Annotated in this window: 7 protein-coding genes; all 7 read right to left on the bottom strand. The window is 37.6% G+C overall.

Translation table 11 applies throughout. From position 1 onward, the window contains the following. Window positions 1-33: 33 nt before the first annotated feature. From ESU54_RS11220 to ESU54_RS11190, 7 genes are read right to left on the bottom strand one after another with little or no spacing between them, the layout of a single operon-like run. A complete protein-coding gene (locus ESU54_RS11220; protein ID WP_111845797.1) occupies window positions 34-915 on the bottom strand; it encodes a glycosyltransferase family 2 protein in 882 nt (293 codons plus the stop codon). Further along, window positions 887-2,794, bottom strand: a complete 1,908-nt coding sequence (locus ESU54_RS11215) for a glycosyltransferase (protein WP_111845798.1) — start codon at window positions 2,792-2,794, stop codon at window positions 887-889. The genes ESU54_RS11220 and ESU54_RS11215 overlap by 29 nt, the downstream gene beginning before the upstream one ends. 2 nt (window positions 2,795-2,796) lie before the next feature. After that, window positions 2,797-4,533: a glycosyltransferase gene (locus ESU54_RS11210; RefSeq protein ID WP_160113308.1), complete on the bottom strand. Its 1,737-nt coding sequence runs from the start codon at window positions 4,531-4,533 to the stop codon at window positions 2,797-2,799. Between the two features lie 59 nt (window positions 4,534-4,592). Continuing rightward, a complete protein-coding gene (locus ESU54_RS11205; protein WP_160113309.1) occupies window positions 4,593-5,417 on the bottom strand; it encodes a glycosyltransferase family 2 protein in 825 nt (274 codons plus the stop codon). Then, window positions 5,410-6,165: a hypothetical protein gene (locus tag ESU54_RS11200; RefSeq protein ID WP_111845801.1), complete on the bottom strand. Its 756-nt coding sequence runs from the start codon at window positions 6,163-6,165 to the stop codon at window positions 5,410-5,412. The genes ESU54_RS11205 and ESU54_RS11200 overlap by 8 nt, the downstream gene beginning before the upstream one ends. Further along, on the bottom strand, window positions 6,162-6,980 hold the full coding sequence (locus ESU54_RS11195) for a collagen-like domain-containing protein (RefSeq protein WP_146744048.1): 819 nt from the start codon (window positions 6,978-6,980) through the stop codon (window positions 6,162-6,164). The genes ESU54_RS11200 and ESU54_RS11195 overlap by 4 nt, the downstream gene beginning before the upstream one ends. Window positions 6,981-7,033: 53 nt before the next feature. Beyond that, complete coding sequence (locus ESU54_RS11190) at window positions 7,034-19,729, bottom strand: LysM peptidoglycan-binding domain-containing protein (protein WP_111845802.1); 12,696 nt, start codon at window positions 19,727-19,729, stop codon at window positions 7,034-7,036. Between the last annotated feature and the right edge of the window lie 13 nt (window positions 19,730-19,742).

The raw sequence follows: 19,742 nt of genomic DNA, 5'->3' as shown, positions 1-19,742 counted from the left end.
TCGAAAATGATTCATTGAAATCGCGCAAAATTCTTATAGTGTAAAAGCGTTTCCTTCTCCAGTTATAATTTTACAAGGTCTTAGTAAATTGTAAGACACTATATGTTTTAACAAATGATGATAATATTCACGCACAAAAGCCAAAGGAAAGCTTGTGCCTTTCTGGCCTTCATGGTGTTCATTGGAAAATGTATTTCGTCCATGGCAGGTATATAGGTATAAGACTCCTGCTCCACTTAATCGAGCAATATCCTTATCATTATATAAGGATCGCAAAAACAAGGAATCTTCTCCCTTCAGTGCATTCTCTCCAACTTCTGGGTATGAATATTTTTGGTCTTTGTACATCATTAATGTCCCGGGAATGAGCTGCCATTCACCTTGGGTATGACCACCATAAGTCCAGTCCTCCCATACAATTACACGATTGTAAGTAAAATAATGTAATTGATCTGTCAAATAGCAGACATCTGCTTTTTGCTGCATCATATAAATAGACTGACAGAGTAATCGATCTGGATGATATTGATCATCATCATCCCATTGGCATATAATATCCCCTGTAGCCCGGTCAATCGCAATATTCCTTACTTCTCCTAGCGTATAATTACGGTCGGTTAGAAATTCTATAAAGATATCAGTTCGCCCCAATTCATTTATATAACGTGCTACAGAAGCTTTATAGATGGGGGTTCCTTCAGCTATGATAATAAGCTCTTTGTTGGGGTACGATTGTTTGCAAAAACACAGAATGGCTTGCTTCAATTGCGTAAGTCGGTTATAAGTTGCTGTAAGGCAACTAATTTTTGGTGCCCCACCTGTTTGTAATAAATAAGATGATTCAATCAGTAGTTCCTGAGTGGCCTTAATATCTGGTAGTTTCCAATTATCCATAAGTATATATGTGTTCACCATTCAAGTCCTTTAATTTAATTGGCTTGGGCAATGGATAATGTGTTAGTATATCTTTCAATAATTTATTTTTATTATGAAGAAATTGCGCAGAACTATCACCCCAGGAAGTTACATTGCGATGATGCTCATTGGACCAAGCATTACCACCGTGAAATCGATATACATATAAAAACCCGTGACCATTGAGAGCAGCAACCCTATGTTCTGCACTTGAAACTACTAGATCTCTATAGGAAATATCTTCACCCAAATGTTGGCTTTCTGGGTACATAAATTTTGAACTAATTTCTGCCATCATGGATCCCGGAAGCCATTGTTCCTCTGAGCGCTTATAATGCATCCTTGTCCAATCTACCCAATGTATGTCCCTTTCATATTGAAAGAAATGCAGGTGATCTGTCATGAAACAAACATTTGCTTGTTCATCTTTCAGACAGCGATATTGCATTTCGATACGAAGCGGATGATATAGGTCATCATCATCCCAAAGGCAAAATAATTCCCCTTTTGCTTGCTGAAGACTAAAATTACGCAGAGCGCCAAGGAGATTTGGAATGTTGGCTGGTGTATCAAAAATAAAAATATCAGAACGTTTTAAGCTTTGAACATATCTATTAATAGCGTCATAATATCGCCTTGTGCCTGTATTAACTATAATCAATTCAAGATTTGGATATGTTTGTTTGCAAAAACAATCGATTGATTGTTTTAAGAATCCCAACCTATTTTTCGTGAGAGTCAAACAACTGATTAAAGGTAACTCGCCTTTCATTTTATGATTTGTGTCAGCAATAATTGTAATATCCTCAATTAAATTAGTTGGTTCTAAATGCTTCAACGCTTCCGCTACAAAATGAGCTGCTACACGATCCCAAGTATATGTTTGAACAAACAAAAGTCCTTGTCTTTCGGGCTCAACTCGATTCGATTTATTATAAATAAGTTTTTTGGTTTCAGAATAAAATTTTTCGTAGTCATCCTGTGGAATTTTTTTATTGCTCAGAGTCTCTTTAAGTGCGAAAGCATCTGTGGCTAACATAATAGTTCCGCACGCTTGCGCTTCGATTGCTGATATGCAAAAAATTTCCGGAAAATCTGTTGGATATAAAACCAGTTTTGACGAAGCAATTTTTTGGTAAAGGACCTCTTTAGTAAAACAGCCTCTTGTTATAAGAAACCCTCTATTTTGTAGCGATTTAATTTTAATATTGCAATTATATTCTATTCTGTCAACATGAGGATCTTCCAAAGAATTATAACTGCAAATAAGTAATTCTAGAGATGTATCATTAAGTCGTTCGTATATTTCAAGTGTACGCATTAAACCGCGTTCTGGTCTTGAAGTAAACATAATTCTATGCTCCTTATTTTTTACAGATGCTCTAGCCTCATTTGCAAGCTCTAGGTCAATTCCATTAATCGATTTTTGTAAAAATGGTGCAATTTTAGGAAGAACACGCTTTGTAAGAGCACAGTGAAAATCAGATAAACAAAAAACGGCATCAAGTGATGACGAAACTTTAGTTAGTTCCAAAGCCATTTCTGGCATTAGGATATCGTGCATCCATAAAAGCCGAACTTTTGCCTGTATTGGTTGAGAAAAGATAAAGAAGTACCTAGAACAAATAAAAATATCACAACTATGTGTATGCCAAAATTTAATTTCTTTAAGATTATTATATATTACACCGTTATATGTGCCAGGTTCTGAACAATGACAATATGCATAGACTTTATGTCCTAAGTTAGCTAGCTCTCTTGCCACATAAATAAATGCAGTCTCGGAACCACCTAGGGCCTGTTTTTCTATTGTATTCCCTGTAAAATCTAATCCTTCGGTATACAAAACAATAATCAATGAATTAGAACTTTTCATCATCTTTAGGCTATTTGGTCTAAAGTGTCCTTTGCTATTGAATGCTCCATTTTATTTATATTGAAATATAATTGTACATCTGTATTTATAACAACCAAAGGCTCGTCATTAAAATGTAAATCTTCGAATGGACAATGCGTTAAAACTTGGTGCATCAGAGATGTATATGAATTAAAAGCTTCGAACATCGTTGTTGTGGGTTTTTTAAATGCCATAGGGAAAATCTGTTCATACTCCAATTCAGTGGAGTCATTATACTGTGAGGAAAACGGAATTGCCATCCCAAGATGCCCAGAAGACTCTCTATATTGTCCATAAACAATTTCAGAAGTATAATCACAAAACATTTGGGCTAGCTTAGTCAGAGATTCTGGAGAGGCAAGCCACATATGATCACAAAGGGGAAGTACAACGGCCTCATCATAGGTGTTCAAGAAATCATACATGCACATTCCCCAACCTTGCGTCCTTTTTCTCCTTGTTATACGAAATCGTTCATCTTCAAGTGCTATTCGCGACGTAGGATCGTCAATACTACCATCATCGATAAAATAAAAAGTACAATTCTGGTATTTTTGATATAAAAGGGTTTCGACCAAATTATCTAAGTCAGGAGTTGGGTTTTTAAATGGAATAACAACACAGATATGAGGGAGTGTTTTACACGGAATATTTTTTTTCGGTTGTAAAACCTCAAGACTATACCTTCTATTTGATATTACTCTTTCAATAAGTTCTGGAGGTAATGATTTTGATTTCAAAAGGTCATTATTGGTTTGGATAGCTTCTTGTTGTCGACCCACATAATAGGCGCATACTGCAAACTCTACAGGAATAAGATAGTCGTATAACATTTTCTCAATAAATAACCTATCATTTTTAGGGTATTTAATTTCCATTGCTTGACGAAGAAAAAGAAAAGCGTTGTGAAAATCTCTTCTCGCCTGATAGTAAATACCTATTTGGTACAAAGGGCCAGCACGATCTGGTTTGAATTGATGGGCCTTTAAGTAGGCATCTAGCACTTCAGGCCATGGTCTTGCCAATTGCTTTTTTAATTGGGCTATTTGATACATCGAATACCAAACCTCTTCATTCCAACCTCCGGCATCTACTCTTTGTTGGTAATTTACTATTGCAAGTTCAAATTCTTTAGCGTCTCTATAACTTTGCGCTAGATAAAAACGATATCTACTATTTTCTGGTTCATCCTTAAGAGCTTCCTCTAAAATAGCGGCATCTTTTTTATAAGTTTCTGGATCTCTAGCCCGTGCACCATCTGGAAATCGCAATGTTTTTACATTTTCCAGTACGGATTCTGAAACCTGTCCTTCACATTGGATATATTCATGGATTACATTCTTAAAGGACCATTTTAAACTATTATCAACAAGTTGGGTTTTAAAATAGGAACATCCTCCAGATTCAATCACAAAATGATATGAGCCATAGGTCAATTTTGGGATGGTAAAGTTTTTATCAAATTCTAAGACTTCATCTGCATCTATAATTAATACGAAATCTCCTTTTCCTTTGGCAAATTCAATTGCTTCAGACCGATTATGTGCAAAGTTTACCCAAGGTTTTTCTATTAATTCCCCTGGCAACTCCTTTAAATGCTCTTTTATTATTTTTTGCGTGCCATCGGTACTTCCTGTATCTACAATTACCCAAGTATCAATAAAACCTTTCAATGAATCTAAGCAACGTCTAATTACATGGGCCTCATTTTTAACTATCATATTAAGGCAAATTGTTTGCTTGCTTCCTGTCTTTTTTTTAGTAAACGTCATAAGCCTTTTTAATTGAATGTATATACAGTAATTTCATTTGGCCCTTTCATTAATAATGGCATTGGCAGTTTTAAGTAAGTGAGGACCTCTTTTAATTGCTCCCATTTATTTTCTATGAAGGATAACTCCACACAACCTTTTTTAACTATCAATTTGTGATGGTTATTGGGGCATTGATTTGCCCCATGTACACGATAGATATATAGATACCCGTAATCGCTAAGTCCATAGACGGTATAATTTTTAAATACTAAACTTCGAAAGATGTTATCTTCTCCTGCATGATCATATTCAGGGTATCTTATTTTTAACGGTCGCTTCATAAATAGCGTACCTGGAACCATACAATCCATACTCTGTTGTGTTGAAAAACGCTTCCAATTAACCCAATATAGCGAACGATCCTTATCAAACCAATGTAGATGGTCTGTTAGATAACATGCGTCTACTTGATGGTTAACAGTAGTTGAATATTGAATATTAATACGATCTTTATGATACAAATCATCATCATCCCAAATACAAATGTATTTCCCTTTAGCTTGATCTAGGCTAATATTTCGCATGGTACCTATGGGTATATGTTCCTTCGGAAGTAATACCAAATTGATATCAACTCTTTCTAATGTGTCAATGTGATTTTTAAGGGCTGTTTGATACCGTTTTGTGCCTGCGGAAATAATAACCAATTCCTTGTTCTGATAGGATTGTAAACAAAAACATTCGATAGCTTGTTTAACTAATAACAATCTATTTTTAGTTAAGGTTAAACAACTTACTAACGGGAGCCTTTTGCTTTTATCCTCTGGTTTTCGTTTTATTCGTTCATCCATAAGGTTGAAGGGTATAACCATTATTTGCATCTTGGGTCAGTACAAATCTATTTCCAGTAAATGTTAGCCCATTGCGTTTTGAATCGAATGGTCTTAGTGGATCCGATTTTCCTTCAAATAAATCTTTAACCGCATTATTTAAATTATTTGATTCCTGCTGTCTATTTATTAAAGCTTTAAAAATAAAAGCCCCAGAAAGTTGGCCTGACATAGGAACCATCAAAGCCATACAAGATGGCGACATTGAGGCAGGTTGTCCTCCTTTTACGGGGATATTTGGGTAGGTGAAATTAAATTCAGTTATAGCTCCATCACCATTTACTTTAGTTAATACAGGACTTTCGGCAGCAAATAATATTGCCGCAGTTCCATTGACAGGTTGAAAAATGACATCATGCTTTATTGTAGGGGGATTCCGTTCATTGTCTTCCAAAATAACAATTTTTGCATTATCAATTTTGATTGATTCACCAATATCAAGTAGTATCCATGCAAAACTAGTATGAGAAGGGTGGGGGACAGGAAGTATCTTTTTTAGAGCTAATTCTAATGTGCTAAAATCAGAATCAGGTATTTTATTAAAAAAAAGATAATACCCTTTCGGATTATTCGCCCAAGAATTATCTAGCGTTATCAATTCTTGGATTGATGTTTCAAAAGGGAAAAATAACAATGCCTCAGATGTTGAAGGTATTTGAGGTTTGTATAATTGCGTTCCCGTAATTTGTTTAAATGTGATTTGGTTCATAGTGTTTCGAGCATATTAGAAAGGCCCCAAGGTCCAGTTAATCCAGTCATTCCGGTAGGACCAGAACCTGTTGCGCCAGTTAATCCAGTCATCCCAGACCAAGGTCCAGTAGGACCTTGTGGTGGATGTCCTGTAATATAATGGCTAAGTACTTCCACTAATGAATAGGCGGGTCCGTTGCTTCCTTTTTTTATGGCTATTACTAAATCCTTTATTATCTGCTCCAAAAGGGTTTCTTCCTCAGAAGGTAAAACGAGATTAGACATAAACAATTCAAACTTTTCAGGGATATAGGGAGAGTACCCTCTAGGACCTGTAGCTCCTTGTGGACCAGTAGCACCAGTAATCCCTTGAATGCCTTGTACACCAGTTACACCTTGAATTCCTTGAGCTCCGGTCACCCCTTGTGTACCAATACCATCAATTCCTCGTCCACCAGTTACCCCCGGAATTCCTTGGGCTCCAGTAACTCCTTGTATACCTTGTGCCCCTGTCACGCCTTGAATACCTACACCGTCAATTCCTCGTTCACCGGTAACCCCTTGAATACCTTGTGCCCCTGTCACGCCTTGAATACCTACACCGTCAATTCCTCGCTCACCTGTCACACCTTGAATACCTTGCGGCCCTGTAACGCCTTGAATGCCTTGTTCCCCAGTCACACCTTGAATACCTTGCGGCCCCGTAACCCCTTGAATTCCTTGTTCTCCAGTTACCCCTATTGGACCTTGCGGCCCCGTGAGGCTATTTAGAACAATATAATTCCAATCAACTGGGTCATTCTCGAAAAGTCTAGATTTAGATTTTTTTGCCATGGTATTTAATTTACTTTAATTATTTTTTTGCTGAGACTGAAGAGATATTTTATCTAGGGTTCGTCCCAATTTTTCTCCCCTATCATTACTCCTGTTGCTCCAATTGGAAGCTGTAAATTATTCAGTTGGAGAATTGGTAACTGCTCTACTGGACCAGTAAGCCCCATACTTTGTGCCTGTTCAAATACGGTAACATCAAAAATATAATTACCACCTTCAATACTTATCGAATGGGTTTCTTTCCATTTCTTTATATACACTTCAATCTCATTTGAAAACTCTTGCCCAGTATTCCCTTGGTATGTATAATTTGGGATCAGGAAAATTGGTGTCTTCGATATTAATGGCTCTTGATCTGGTTTATCAACAAGGAAATAACCATAACTGCAAGCAATCTTCAACTTAAATGCTCTTGTACCTGATGCTGTTGTCTCCAATAATTCATTTAGTGTTTTAAATAGCACTGTTGCAATGTCACCAGGGCCAATGGCAAATACATTCTGATTATTGATAAATGGTGTTGTGCGATTAATAAAATGGACAATTGGTGTTTTGTATACAAATGCATTATTTGTAGAATTTGGTCCCATTGTACCTGTTACCCCTAATGGATTACCATCATATAAACCAAGATTACGTGTAAGATACACACCACTTAATGCATTCTGATTTTCTATTACATCTCGCTTGTCAAACCCATAACGCTGCACTATGGGTTTTCCCGCAAGAATATCCGCCTCAGCAGGTATTATATAAACTCCTCGTTTTGTGTCATGTGATTTTAAAGAAAGTGGATACCACACAGCCGATCCTTTGGAGTCAATCGATTTTTGTTGCAGTGCAATATTTGGCCACCCACCGTTCTCACCGTCCCCAGATGGGGCCCCACCAGTAGGGCCTGTGTATTTTTCAAGGTATAATGTTAGATTCTCTAAATAAGTACCCGCAGCTCCTGTTGACTTCTCTACACGAAATTCGTATTTCATTTCTGGGGCTATATCTGCTCCAGAAAAATCAGGAACAAGACTTAAACTCGAGGCGATAGATTTGGCAATATCTGCAAACACACTAACAGCAACTTGAGCTCTAGTATTTTGTTGACCATTACTAAGGGTAGGCAAAAGAGCAAGATCATTTCGCAACTGACCTTGTATAGATGCGAACTGAGCAAGATTGTTAAACAAGTTTGGATGCACTACAGCATCAACGTTAATTTTCCCGGTTGGGTTGTTAAAGCTTATTTCCAGAAAATCCGTATCCTGTGCTGCATTCTGACTTTGATAAATCATATTATAATCCCAAAGTTTTGCTTCGGAAATATTTTTTGCTTCAGGAACGCTTGCAACACCACTTTGGGATAAAAGTGAAGGAGGAGTAGGGTACGCCCTTAAAGGTAAAGGAATTTCAACCTGTCCTAAGTCCGTATTGATCCCTACATCTGTACCTGCAGATTGTCCAATTGGTAAAATAAATGTAAGCCATGATGAAGCTTGGTAATCGGAAGCTTTACTAATATTAGCAATGTTATATTCCATTTCATTAATGACATAGTCTAAGTTAAGAAAGACTTTCTTATAACGAGCCTCATTTTTAATATTCAAAATAAAGGTCATTACCGAATCTGGGGTTTCCCCAGAAAGTGGACCCAGTGATACCTTGGACGTTGAGAGGGTATTCTCAGGGAATCTCTGTAAACCAAAGACAAGGGCGTCGGGCGTTAGCAAGGGATTTTTAGTGCTAATACTAATTGCCAAATCATCTAAGGTATAAGTACTCTTGGTAACTTTAATCCTTTCAAGAAGTTCATTGAGTGATTCATCATCTTTAGTTACAATCTTTTTTCCTACTGACCATTCTATCTCTAGACCATTTATAAAGATGCCTTTTAAAGAAGCGTTCGATCGCGCAAAAAACTGAACTGCTATGTTAAAATACCGAGCTAGGTTTTCCATTGTATCAGCAGATGATACTTGACGTCGAATTGTTACGTCCATAAAACTTGCATTAGGTGCGATAAGATCAATCGTCTCGATCGTTCTTATAAAAGGTACCCATTGCTCCCAATAATTCTTTAATTGTGGGTTTGGATTAACGTCAACCTCTGTTGCTACATCAGCTAGCGTATCGTTTTCATTAATTTCATGTGTTTTTCCTTTGTAGGTTACAGACACTCCGGTCTTGAGGACAAGGTTCTGTTCCGAAATTATCTGGGCCAGATATGCTGTGTCAATCAAATAGCCCGTGCCTCCAATTTTACCGGCAAGATTAACAAGAGAAGTTAGCTGCGTTACACGATAAACTTTTGGGTTAATTGGACCCGAAAAACGAGGACAAATGGGTTGACCATTAAATGTTGACTTCACCTTAACTGCATACTGAATAAGAGCATCAATAGAATATGCATTTGTAAGTCTTACCAGCATCTGTTCTTTTAGTGTTTGTTGAGCCTCTAAAACAAAATCACTAGACACCGGAATGGATGGGTTAATAATTAGGTCGGTTCTATTCATCAACTGATTGGCAACATTATCTTTTGCTTCAACAATTTCTTCGTAAGCTTGGAATCCAAGAAGTATGGATCCTGTAGCACCAATTAAATTTGTAAAGTAATCATCCAAACCAGTCTGGTCTTCCGAATAAATTGATGGCATAACAAGCCCAATTGGTCCCTCTGCTATTTTCTTGGACTCTGCAATTGGTTTTCTACGTTGTACCATTGATGCTGAGCCTCCTAATCTAAAGGCTGGAATGCTGTATTCTGGTGATAACATTAAATCCACTATGGACAAAAAGTCATTCATCCAAAGATCAATATCAACAGATTGGAATGTCTTGGTTTGACCTTCCAGTGATAATCCTTCACCTGGTGCGTACTTTTTAATATCTGGAACCTGTTGTGAAATTAACGAGGTGGATAATGGGCTTAATGCATAGAAATTCGACTTATCGGTTTGTACGTCGAATGTATTTATTCCTCCCTCTCCAAAATGAACCGCCCAAAGGGATTTTCCGCTTGTTGTTGTTAATACACCCTGCTTTTTACCCGTTGCCAGTTTTAATTTTTGATCGACAAATGCAAATTCAAAATCAATAGCAAATTGGCGGTAGGACACACCAATTCCTTGGTCCTTAGAAGTAGTTTCTGGCAAAGCACTTATGTCTGACGACGCTTTCTCTACAATCGCTTCCCCCTTGAATTCTGGATGAACATAGGATGTCTTTCTCAAAATATCTATTTCAACCGTTACGGCAAATACAGTATCTGGAATCTGTGGATTTATTTGGGTTGTAGACTTAGCTTGATTTAATGGGAGTATGAACTGTGTTTCTTCAGTTATCAAATTCGCATTGTCAAGATTATATTCAACTATTTGGTCTATTGTTAGATCGAGTTTATGGGTCGCCATAAATCGATATGGCAATGTATTAAAGGTGTCATACGGTCCCACTGTAACAGTTAGCGGCTCACCATCTTCTGCTAAGGGACCTAGAACCTCTGCTCCATTATTCAGGAATCCAAGGAGAGCCCTATTAGCAGTGACCAGCATATTGGCGTCATATCCATTAACTTTGAGTGCATCTTGAATATTAAAGTCATCAATAATTGTAGATAATGAATGAGCTATTCCTGAATTCAGTTTTGGCAATACTGCCATGCATAAACTATCTTTTCTATAAATAGACCCAATACTCAAAATGGCTTGAACGAACTCTTCGAAAGTCTTCTCAGGTACCAATTCAATATAGGCAGCAAATACAGATGCGTAGGAACTCTCAATATTAACTTCTATAGGTGCTGCGCCCTCTATTGCGATTTGCCCATCCTTGAAAATTCCTTGAAATTCAATATTCAATTGAGCTAATTCAAGTGGAGTCATACTAAACAAGGTTGCGAGACTTTCCAATGTTTCGCTTCCCTTAAAGGTATACGGTGCAAAACTAGAGGTAGATGCCTCTGGAAGCATGACCAGATTAGGAATCAAAATATCCTGTTCAACGGCTATAGAAGTATTTCCATTTACCGTAAGGAGTTGCTCAACTGTAAGACTATTGTGCCCAGCGATTGAAGCTAAAGTATCACCGGCTATAGGCTCATAAGGTTTTGAATATAGGAATATAGCAGTGCCGGTAGTATAAATATTTGCTACTTCCCTATTTAACATTGCTAACTCAGCAATAGTCCCCAATGAAGGAGTGCATTTTTCAAGGGAGGCGAATGTATTTGTTTCCTGAATAATATAATCCTGAAGATTAAACATCCCAGTGGTTGCAAATATTCCTTGAACATTCTTGATAGCATCCGCAAAATCTGACTGTGTAAGATCTTTTAATGATTTCACAAACTCATTATAAAGTGCCTCAAAAGTTTTGAAATCTGTAGTGTTTAGAATAGTGCCTTCTATCGCTATATCCAAGCCAGGCTCAAGTAAGTTTTCAATCTTCCAATTTACTTGAATGAATCCAATACCTTCTATTGATTTTGAAGGTGTTATAAAATCATAGAAAACATTAGAGGCATTTGCTGCTGCTACCAACGCAAGTGTATTTTTTTCTTTGCTAATGTTAACAAAAGGAATATTTTCTCGAAGGTTTGTTAAAAGCGTAGTACCGGTATAGAGAAGAGCTCCCTTATTATTATTTGCAATTTTTTCTACATTTGTTGGTGGGGCGTCTAAACCTGTAATAGTAGTTGTACAACTGCTTGTACCCGTGGATGCAAGAATATCGCAAAGTGAATCCATTTGCCTAACGGTATATAAGTTAGGTACTTGTACCTCACCTTCAAACAATAAATTAGCAGGTTTATCTTGATTGGTAGTTCCTAGGTCTAACATGGCTATACCAAACATGTTTGAGAGCAAATCAAGACCTGTTTTACTAACCGTCTTGAACTGGTATTGATCCAGATATTGAATTTGGTTCAAGAAAACATAAGCTCCAGCTACATAATTCCGAAAGGAAAGTCTTGAAAGTGGATATGGAGTTTGAATGTTCCCTACTTGGTCTAGTGATGTATGTAATACTAAACTAATGTCCTCTTGAAATAGTTGATAGAATATCTCTTTGTATCGTTGAACATCTGTTGTTGCGCTATAAGCCGACTTATCAAACCCATAACTTGGGCTTGGTAAATACTTGCTAGTTTGTAAGCTTATCCCAATGCTGATCACAGGAGAAGTATTCTTGCCAATTCGATATGTTGCTGCAGTACTTGGCCATGCTGAAACACCAATTACTGGATCAGTATATCCAACAAAGAGGTCAAGATCTGGTAAGGGTGTTGTAGATATAGTTCGGTTTCCGTAAAGGTCTTGAAATTGTAGTGAAACCTTTGCTTGACTTAATCCAGTTGGTCCTCCTTCTGCTGGGCCAGTAATACCTTGGTAAGGGTTCTTACTTGCTTTGGGAAGCGCCAATCCTTTAGGAATGTCATTGTATAAGCCAAATTTGGAAATTGGAATTACGCAATGATAATCCCATAAAGATTCATCAGTATTAGCAAAGTTAGGCAATGCTTCCATATTCTTATCTGGAACATCATATTCAATTGGACCAACCGGCATTCCTTCCTTACTCGCTTTGAAAAAGCTATTACCTTGTACCTGATAACCCAATAAATTATAAAGACTTTTAGTCAAAAATTCTGGACCCGTTGCTCCGCTAAAATCTGGATTCCTACGAGTAACTTGTAGCGCAATATCGCCTGGGCCTACATTTGCAGTTTTAATTTTATCGGCTGGGGTAGGATCTGTGACTTGCATGAATAAATGAGCAGCACTGCCATCAACATTGTCGGCAATTATAGCACAATTATTAAAAGGATAAAGTAATTTTTCTTCAGACATAGCAGCCTGAAGTTGAGATTTTAATAAAACTACAAGCCAAATTTTAGCCTCAGTATCATTTGCAAAAAGTTCTGGAGGCAATCCTTTCCCCGCCTTATCACTATAGTTCAAGTAGAATCCACCAGTACCAATAATACTGGCCTCCCACAAATATTGTAAAAATGGACGTCCAGATGAAATTCGGGCATAATAATCGCCTGAGTTAGGTTCCTCTATAGTTCCAGTAGTCAATCCTTGAGGGCCGTTATGTGTTACACTTGAGAGGTTTGTCTTTAAAATAAACGTTCCATCGTTATTCAATACGTTCGAAACAAAACCGGAAGGATTACCAGATACAAACCCTGGAGAATAAAGCAGATGTAGCTCTACTTCTTCACCAGAACTCTGCAAATGCATCCAAGATTCTTGTAAATATTTACGACTAGACTCTGGTGTGCCTAACACCAGATACGAATTTGGCAAAGTGCCCTCACCTTGGGTATTTGCGACTTGTCTTATAGAAAGTTCAATAGCCGTACCCCATGAGAAGTAATCTAAATTGCGTTTTGATGTTCCGTTAGTGCCTTGACTTCTACTTTCTATTAATTCATATGGACGACCTACAGCGGTTGCTCCAATAAGACCAGTAGGTCTTCCTATTTGGGCAAGTTTCTCAAGAAGGGTATCTGGGAATGGCCAAATTGAAGGCTCACCTGGTCCTTTTACAACTTGTCCGGTTACTCCAGCTAAGCCAGTAAGCCCTGCGAAAATTTCGGAAGCACTTTGCCAATGCATGCTTTTCTCTAATCCGAATTGCTGTGCCGAGTTTTGAGCGAGAGGAAGTCCAGTAGGGCCAAGTGTAACTTCTGGATTGAAAATAGTACTAGGAGAATTTTCACGAATAAGTTGATCAGTAAGAGAAACTTTAAGTTTGTCTTCCTCAACTGAATCCGGAAAAGTGATCCAACTGGCAGTTGGACCTTTTTCGAAAGTAATATCATACATAGCCGTTGCTCCCACAGGCCCTGTTGCCGATGGTGCCTGAAACTGTTGACCTGCTATTTCATAAAGTCCCCATGTTTTAATAGAATTTCCATCTAAAGCTTCCAATTTGGATGGTGTAAGTCCTGCTAGTATATCATCTGCAGGATCAGGAACACGTAATCCATGTAACATAAAACGGGTTAGCATTGCCGAGATATTATTGAAAGATCCATTGGATACCAAATCAGTCAATAGCTTATCGAACATCTGTTTTGGCACATCGGGAATAATAATCTCCTGTTGAAGTATAAATATATTTGGCTCTGTACTAATTTTCCAAGCCAAATCTTTAACACTCAAATTGAACAAATTGCTCAATGAAGCCAATGTATCTCCATCTTTAATTCCATAATGGAGGGTTGGTAAAATCATCAATGCCAGAGGAGTGAAAATCGTATTGCTTCTACGGTTAGCATTTAGTGCCGCCTGGAGTGTAACCCCAAACAATTCTAATATTTCTGCTAATGTCTCATCTGCCTGAATTGTATACTCAAATGTTGGAATAACCAATTCCTGATTTGTAGTAATTGGCGGAACGCCAGGGTTAAGGCCTTTGATAAGGCTTTCAAACTCTGTTAACAACTCGAATTGTAATTGAGATAGTGTATAATAACCCGCGATTAATTCTAAAGTATCTGCTTCCCGTACCGTATAAACTTTCCAATCGCATGGTTTTGTGCCGACAAATTCAAGTGTTTTATCCTTATTGAGAATAATCTCAGGAATTTTTATTGACTCACCAACAGTCAAATTATTTAAATCTTTATAAGCGTTCTCATCGCCATTATTACATTTTATAATTGCCTGTGAATACGCGCTTAGCAATGCTTCATCAATGCCAGTTCCCATTAATTTCCCACGCATCACCCAATAAGCCGTAACTTCTAGCAGTGTTTGACCCTCGGATACTTTATAGGAAGTCTGAGGAATCAAAATTTTACCATTAGTTAAAAGTAAATCTGGATTGATACTATTTTTTGCTGCCTCTCCAATAAATAAATCCTCGGGACTCGTTATCCCAAATTGAATCATGATATTATCTAAAGTACTTTGATCTTTAAGTTGGAATACCAGTCCAGGAACACTTATAATAGTTGGATTTTCAACAGATGCATTTAATTGTATACCGCCATTTGCATTTGCAATTGTGGCGGGGGTAACCCCTTTTTCTATTGTTACCATCTCTAAATGAAGAATCAACTTATCGAAGGATTCTAAACTTGTGAGAAGATCATTACTTAATTTAATACTTTCTATTTGTACCCCATATTGGGTGCTAATGGTTCCAAGGGTATCATGGGGACGCACTTGATGTACGAAAGAAACAGTAGGAAATGTGCTTGCAATTGACTCTAAACTATCGCTTTCCTTAACGGAATAGGGATAACGGCTAAATAAACTAATCGCACTAGCAACCGCTTGCTTTGTCAACATAGCGAAATAATCGCGAAATATAAAAGTTGACATCGATTCTTCAGGAGCATCAACTCGCGAATTGCTTCTAGACTGTGGTGCATTGGGTTGTTCTGGATTACGGGCCACATTTTGTTCAAACTCAACCAGTAAATCTTGGAAATAACTACTCAACATTTCCTCGTATTCATGATCAATCATTTGATGTTTACTGAAATCAATAACAGGTCGATCCTCAGGAGACATTATAAGGTCAGGTATCATTGGGAAGTATGCGGCACTAATCTCTCCTACAGGTCCTGTAAGTCCAGTAATACCAAGTGATCCAATTTCTTGACCTGAGGTCTCTGAGCACGAGTCGTGTACAAGTCCAAGTGGTCCATCTTCAAGTCCTGTAGTGTTTAATTCTTCGGAAATCTTTTCCGAAGAAACAGAAGAAATTTTCAGTAGATAATTTAATTCAATAAAACTTCTTATAAGGTCATATGAAAAAATATCTCCCGCAGACTGTTCTTTATTTATTTGTTTTTGAACATCCTCCAAATCGACAATTGTCACAGGATTTGCTAAATCTAATCCAAATGACACTAGTGCCCATTTAAGAAAACCTCCTACAAGTTGATTAAATGGTTTTTCTGTAGCGTTTGCGTGAAAGATTTGTTTAACCTCTTCATGGGTTTTGGCATTTGCAGTAATACTATTTGGAACAAAAAGTGCCATCACGGTTTGAACTTGTGGATCGTCGTTTTCTATTACCAAATTCACATTAGCATTGAGTGTTGTTGGCACCGCTACCGTAAAGTTAGGCATCATTAAAAGTTGGATATCTTTTATATCGCCTTCGAAAACATTAATTGGGTTCCAACTAAAAGGATGTTGCAAGTCTAGAGCTATATCCTGAATTCGTTGTGCCCGAAGAATATCGCGTGCGCTAATTTCCCGATATGCATATCTTGATCTTTGTTGGCGTAACAGGAACGTATCTGGATTAGACGACGAGCCATCTAAAATCCAAGGTGTTGGACTTGCATTTCCAACCGTAAATGATAGCTCCAGAATCATTTTGAAAGAAAAATGAATTCGGATAAACAAAATTTTCACAGATGCAGAAACCGATACCCCAAGTTCAAGCTCAACTAAGATAGGCTGGAAAGCTTCAATAGTAAGGGTAAGTGATGCATAGGCGATCACCTCAACCTTGGCAGATATAATAAAGAAATTTACCTCACCGTAGAGTTTACCAGTCAATGCGACAGTTCCTTTTATTAAATAGAACATATCACTTGGCAACGATTTATCATCTGGATGGAACCAGCCTAACACGCCTTCAACAATGCCCACAATCGTTACAGACAAGCCAGCTTTCAGTATACCTTTGTCTATTGTTTTTCCCAATCCTATAGAAAGAGCCAGTCCAAACTCAATTACCGGCGCGAAATTTCCATTTGTGATTTTTGGTACTTTGGAAGAGGTTTGCCCATTTAATATTGCAAAGTAAAACCCGCCATACCCAATAAACGGCCAAAATTGTATACAAAATGATCTTGTAAAATTAAGGCCAACAGGGAATCCCATATCAATTCTAAAATTCCCATTTGTATAAATATCCAGATTAATAATAGGCACGGTTACAGAACCTGCCCCAAACTGGAATTGTCGCATTGAATCAGGAAGTTTTAATTCAAGCTGATAAACACCTATGGTTTCTGTTACTTTTTTATAAAGGATATCAAAAGAAAGCCCTTTAAGTTGTTTTGCTTTTTCGCCAGCTAGTGCTAAATGCACTCCATACAATTCTGGGTCATTAAAAACCGCGGCAATAGTAATGGTATCTATAAGTGTAAAATCTGTTCCTATTAACCAGCGTCCATCTCCCGCAAATTTAAGATTGGGAAGTTGCTCTAGTGGGTTGCTGTCTGAATCTGTATCTATTGGTGCAAAGTCTTTTTTGAGCGCATTGATAACATCCTCAACTTTTTTGAAGTCTTTTGTTTCTCTAAAGGTGATATTCTGTCCAAATCCAAGATATTTTAAATCAAGTGTCTTGTTCCCTTTTCCAGGAACCGCTGGTGGAGATTCGTTCAAAGCATCCCATGTTAAAGGTTTGGCATCGGTATAGGGCTTTTCAAGCATTCTACCGGTAATAATGACATTTACCGAATTTTTACCTGGTTGTTTTATATACTGAAGACCAATTTCATCTAAATAGAAGAAACCGAAATCCTTTTTAACGGCGTAAGTAATACCTACAGTTTTCTTTGTAAGATTTATAACAAGGCTCAGATTCTTCAGATTAATTTCGTTAAGAACGTTCCAAGGAGGGCCGAGTTTAAAATTGATATTTGGATCAATAAGATGTACAAGAAATTCTAAAATATCTCCAAAGCTAGTATTTCCAAAGCCAACCTTTAAAATCCAATCTCCTTTTACAGTAGGAGTGGCCTTATCTGCCACTTGCATTAAGATAGCAATTAACTCAAAAGATTTGTACCCAATTTCGAAGGTAAATACCTTGCTGTTTTTAGCAAATGCATAGGTAACCGCTGCCTTGAGGTCAACAAATTCTAGGCTTCCCTTTACATATCCAGAGTAGCTATTTTCGGTGTCTGATGCTTTTTCGCTTTTTAGGAAAAACTCAGCAGCAATTTTGAAATCTTTATCTGCAATTTTTGGGATCCATTCTACACCAATTTCCAATGAGAAAGCCTTGCTTTTTGTATCAAAGCTGGTCATTAGGCCGGTAAGTTGAATAATCTTAATCGACTCAGGTACCCCGCCAAACCAGTTGCTATCGAGGTTGTCAAGAAATTCACCAAGATTAGGGATTTTATCACCGTTTGGGGGAATACCACCTTTAAGCAACCATCCTGCGTCTTTACCGCGATAACTGGCATAGCCGACTAGTGGAATTTTTGCCACACTAATATTTGCGGACACATTTCCCGAAAATTGATTTGGAGAATACCGTACTCCAAATGCGGCTTCTTTGAATTCTACTCCCGGAATTTTAAACGGTAAATCCCCAACCAACGAAGTATAGAAGAAAAAAGTTCGATCTCCGGTATTTGCTTCAAAACTCAATTTTGCAACTTCCAAACCAATATTTGGGTTGAATCCAGTAAAATGTTCAACAATAGCATCTATTGAAGCTGTTTGCCCCTCTTCTTCAGTGAATAAATCTCCGGTAATATTAACAGAAGGTGTACCTCCTTTTTCAAGGCCAGTAATATCACAGATAATGGATATTGCTACTATATTCTTATTAGATAATGTCTTGTCGTTATCACCTAGGGCTATAACACCTGAAATAGAGCCAATGAGCATAGGAGAGCCACTAAAGGGATTTGCAATTTCCCAATGGATCTTTATATCTCCAATGGTAACACCTGTCATTGGAATTACCCAGTCCTTTGCATATTTCACAGATGCACCTATCATAGATATGGTTCGAAGACCAGTAGATTTTGGCTGAAATCCAAGGGATAGTGAGTCTAGATACATAGAAGTAAATGCCTCAATACCCGATGGGAGAGTCACTTCGCCACCACCAAAACTCAATAAAGAGTTAATTCCGTTTGACAAGGTATACTTTGTTGGGTCTTCAATCCCAATGTCCAGAACCCAAATTGTATTCCCCTGTAATATGGAACCTTCTATTGTAAATTTTAAATCTATTACCTCGGCAGAAGCACTTAAATCTGCATTAGATGAGTTTTTTGAACTTTCATCACCTGCGTCTTTATCGGCTGTAGAAAGTTCCAATTTAAAAGAAGTTATATCTTTTATCTCAGGAAAATCAAAGTCAGCTAGATCAGCAGCTAAATTAAGCAAAGGAAAAGTGTCTTTGCGTAACTCGATAGTACCTCCTAGATCAACAGTTTCGGGGATGAACTTCGATATAAACCTTCCAAGTGTTCCCACAGTGGTGTTAAGTACTGCTTCTAGATTAATTCCTGAAGGCATCCCATTTGAATGAGTGTTCACATAAAAAGCTACATTGCTCAGGGGGAAATGATTGTAAAATGAGGCCTGCCATTCAAGCTCTGCTGTCTTTTCCTTTTTTCCAAGAAATTCAGGTAAAGGTGGAAAACAGTCTGAGAATTCCCAACTACTTTCGCTAGGTTCTGCTTTCATGCGTAACTCAACATCTTCAGACGGAGGCGCTGTTCCAGTAATATTAATATGACAGGCGACACTTGTTAAGTTACCTCCAGTATCAACATCAAATAAATTTCCTTTCCCTACGATATTAACCTTATACTTGGGTTTATCAGGTTGAATTAAATCGGTGCCAGAGATTTGATCAATACGTAATTGATCATTGGTCAATTGTAGATAATCTACCAATGCTCCAGCTGCAGGAAAAAGAGCATCATCAAGAATAATATACTGTGAGCCTTGAGGTCCCTTTACGGCATCCTCAAGAATCTTAACAAGCTCATCGATACCTATAACAGGTTGACTCATAAAACAAGATGAA

The sequence above is a fragment of the Aequorivita antarctica genome (assembly GCF_007997155.1).
In the GTDB taxonomy this organism is placed as follows: domain Bacteria; phylum Bacteroidota; class Bacteroidia; order Flavobacteriales; family Flavobacteriaceae; genus Aequorivita; species Aequorivita antarctica.
This window is presented reverse-complemented; position numbering and strand designations above follow the sequence as displayed.

What these genes read in the sequence shown, in the direction of transcription:
- ESU54_RS11190 (WP_111845802.1), bottom strand. Translation starts at nt 19,729, where the DNA reads ATGAGTCAACCTGTTATAGGTATCGATGAGCTTGTTAAGATTCTTGAG.
- ESU54_RS11200 (WP_111845801.1), bottom strand. Translation starts at nt 6,165, where the DNA reads ATGAACCAAATCACATTTAAACAAATTACGGGAACGCAATTATACAAA.
- ESU54_RS11215 (WP_111845798.1), bottom strand. Translation starts at nt 2,794, where the DNA reads ATGATGAAAAGTTCTAATTCATTGATTATTGTTTTGTATACCGAAGGA.
- ESU54_RS11210 (WP_160113308.1), bottom strand. Translation starts at nt 4,533, where the DNA reads ATGATAGTTAAAAATGAGGCCCATGTAATTAGACGTTGCTTAGATTCA.
- ESU54_RS11195 (WP_146744048.1), bottom strand. Translation starts at nt 6,980, where the DNA reads ATGGCAAAAAAATCTAAATCTAGACTTTTCGAGAATGACCCAGTTGAT.
- ESU54_RS11220 (WP_111845797.1), bottom strand. Translation starts at nt 915, where the DNA reads ATGGTGAACACATATATACTTATGGATAATTGGAAACTACCAGATATT.
- ESU54_RS11205 (WP_160113309.1), bottom strand. Translation starts at nt 5,417, where the DNA reads ATGGATGAACGAATAAAACGAAAACCAGAGGATAAAAGCAAAAGGCTC.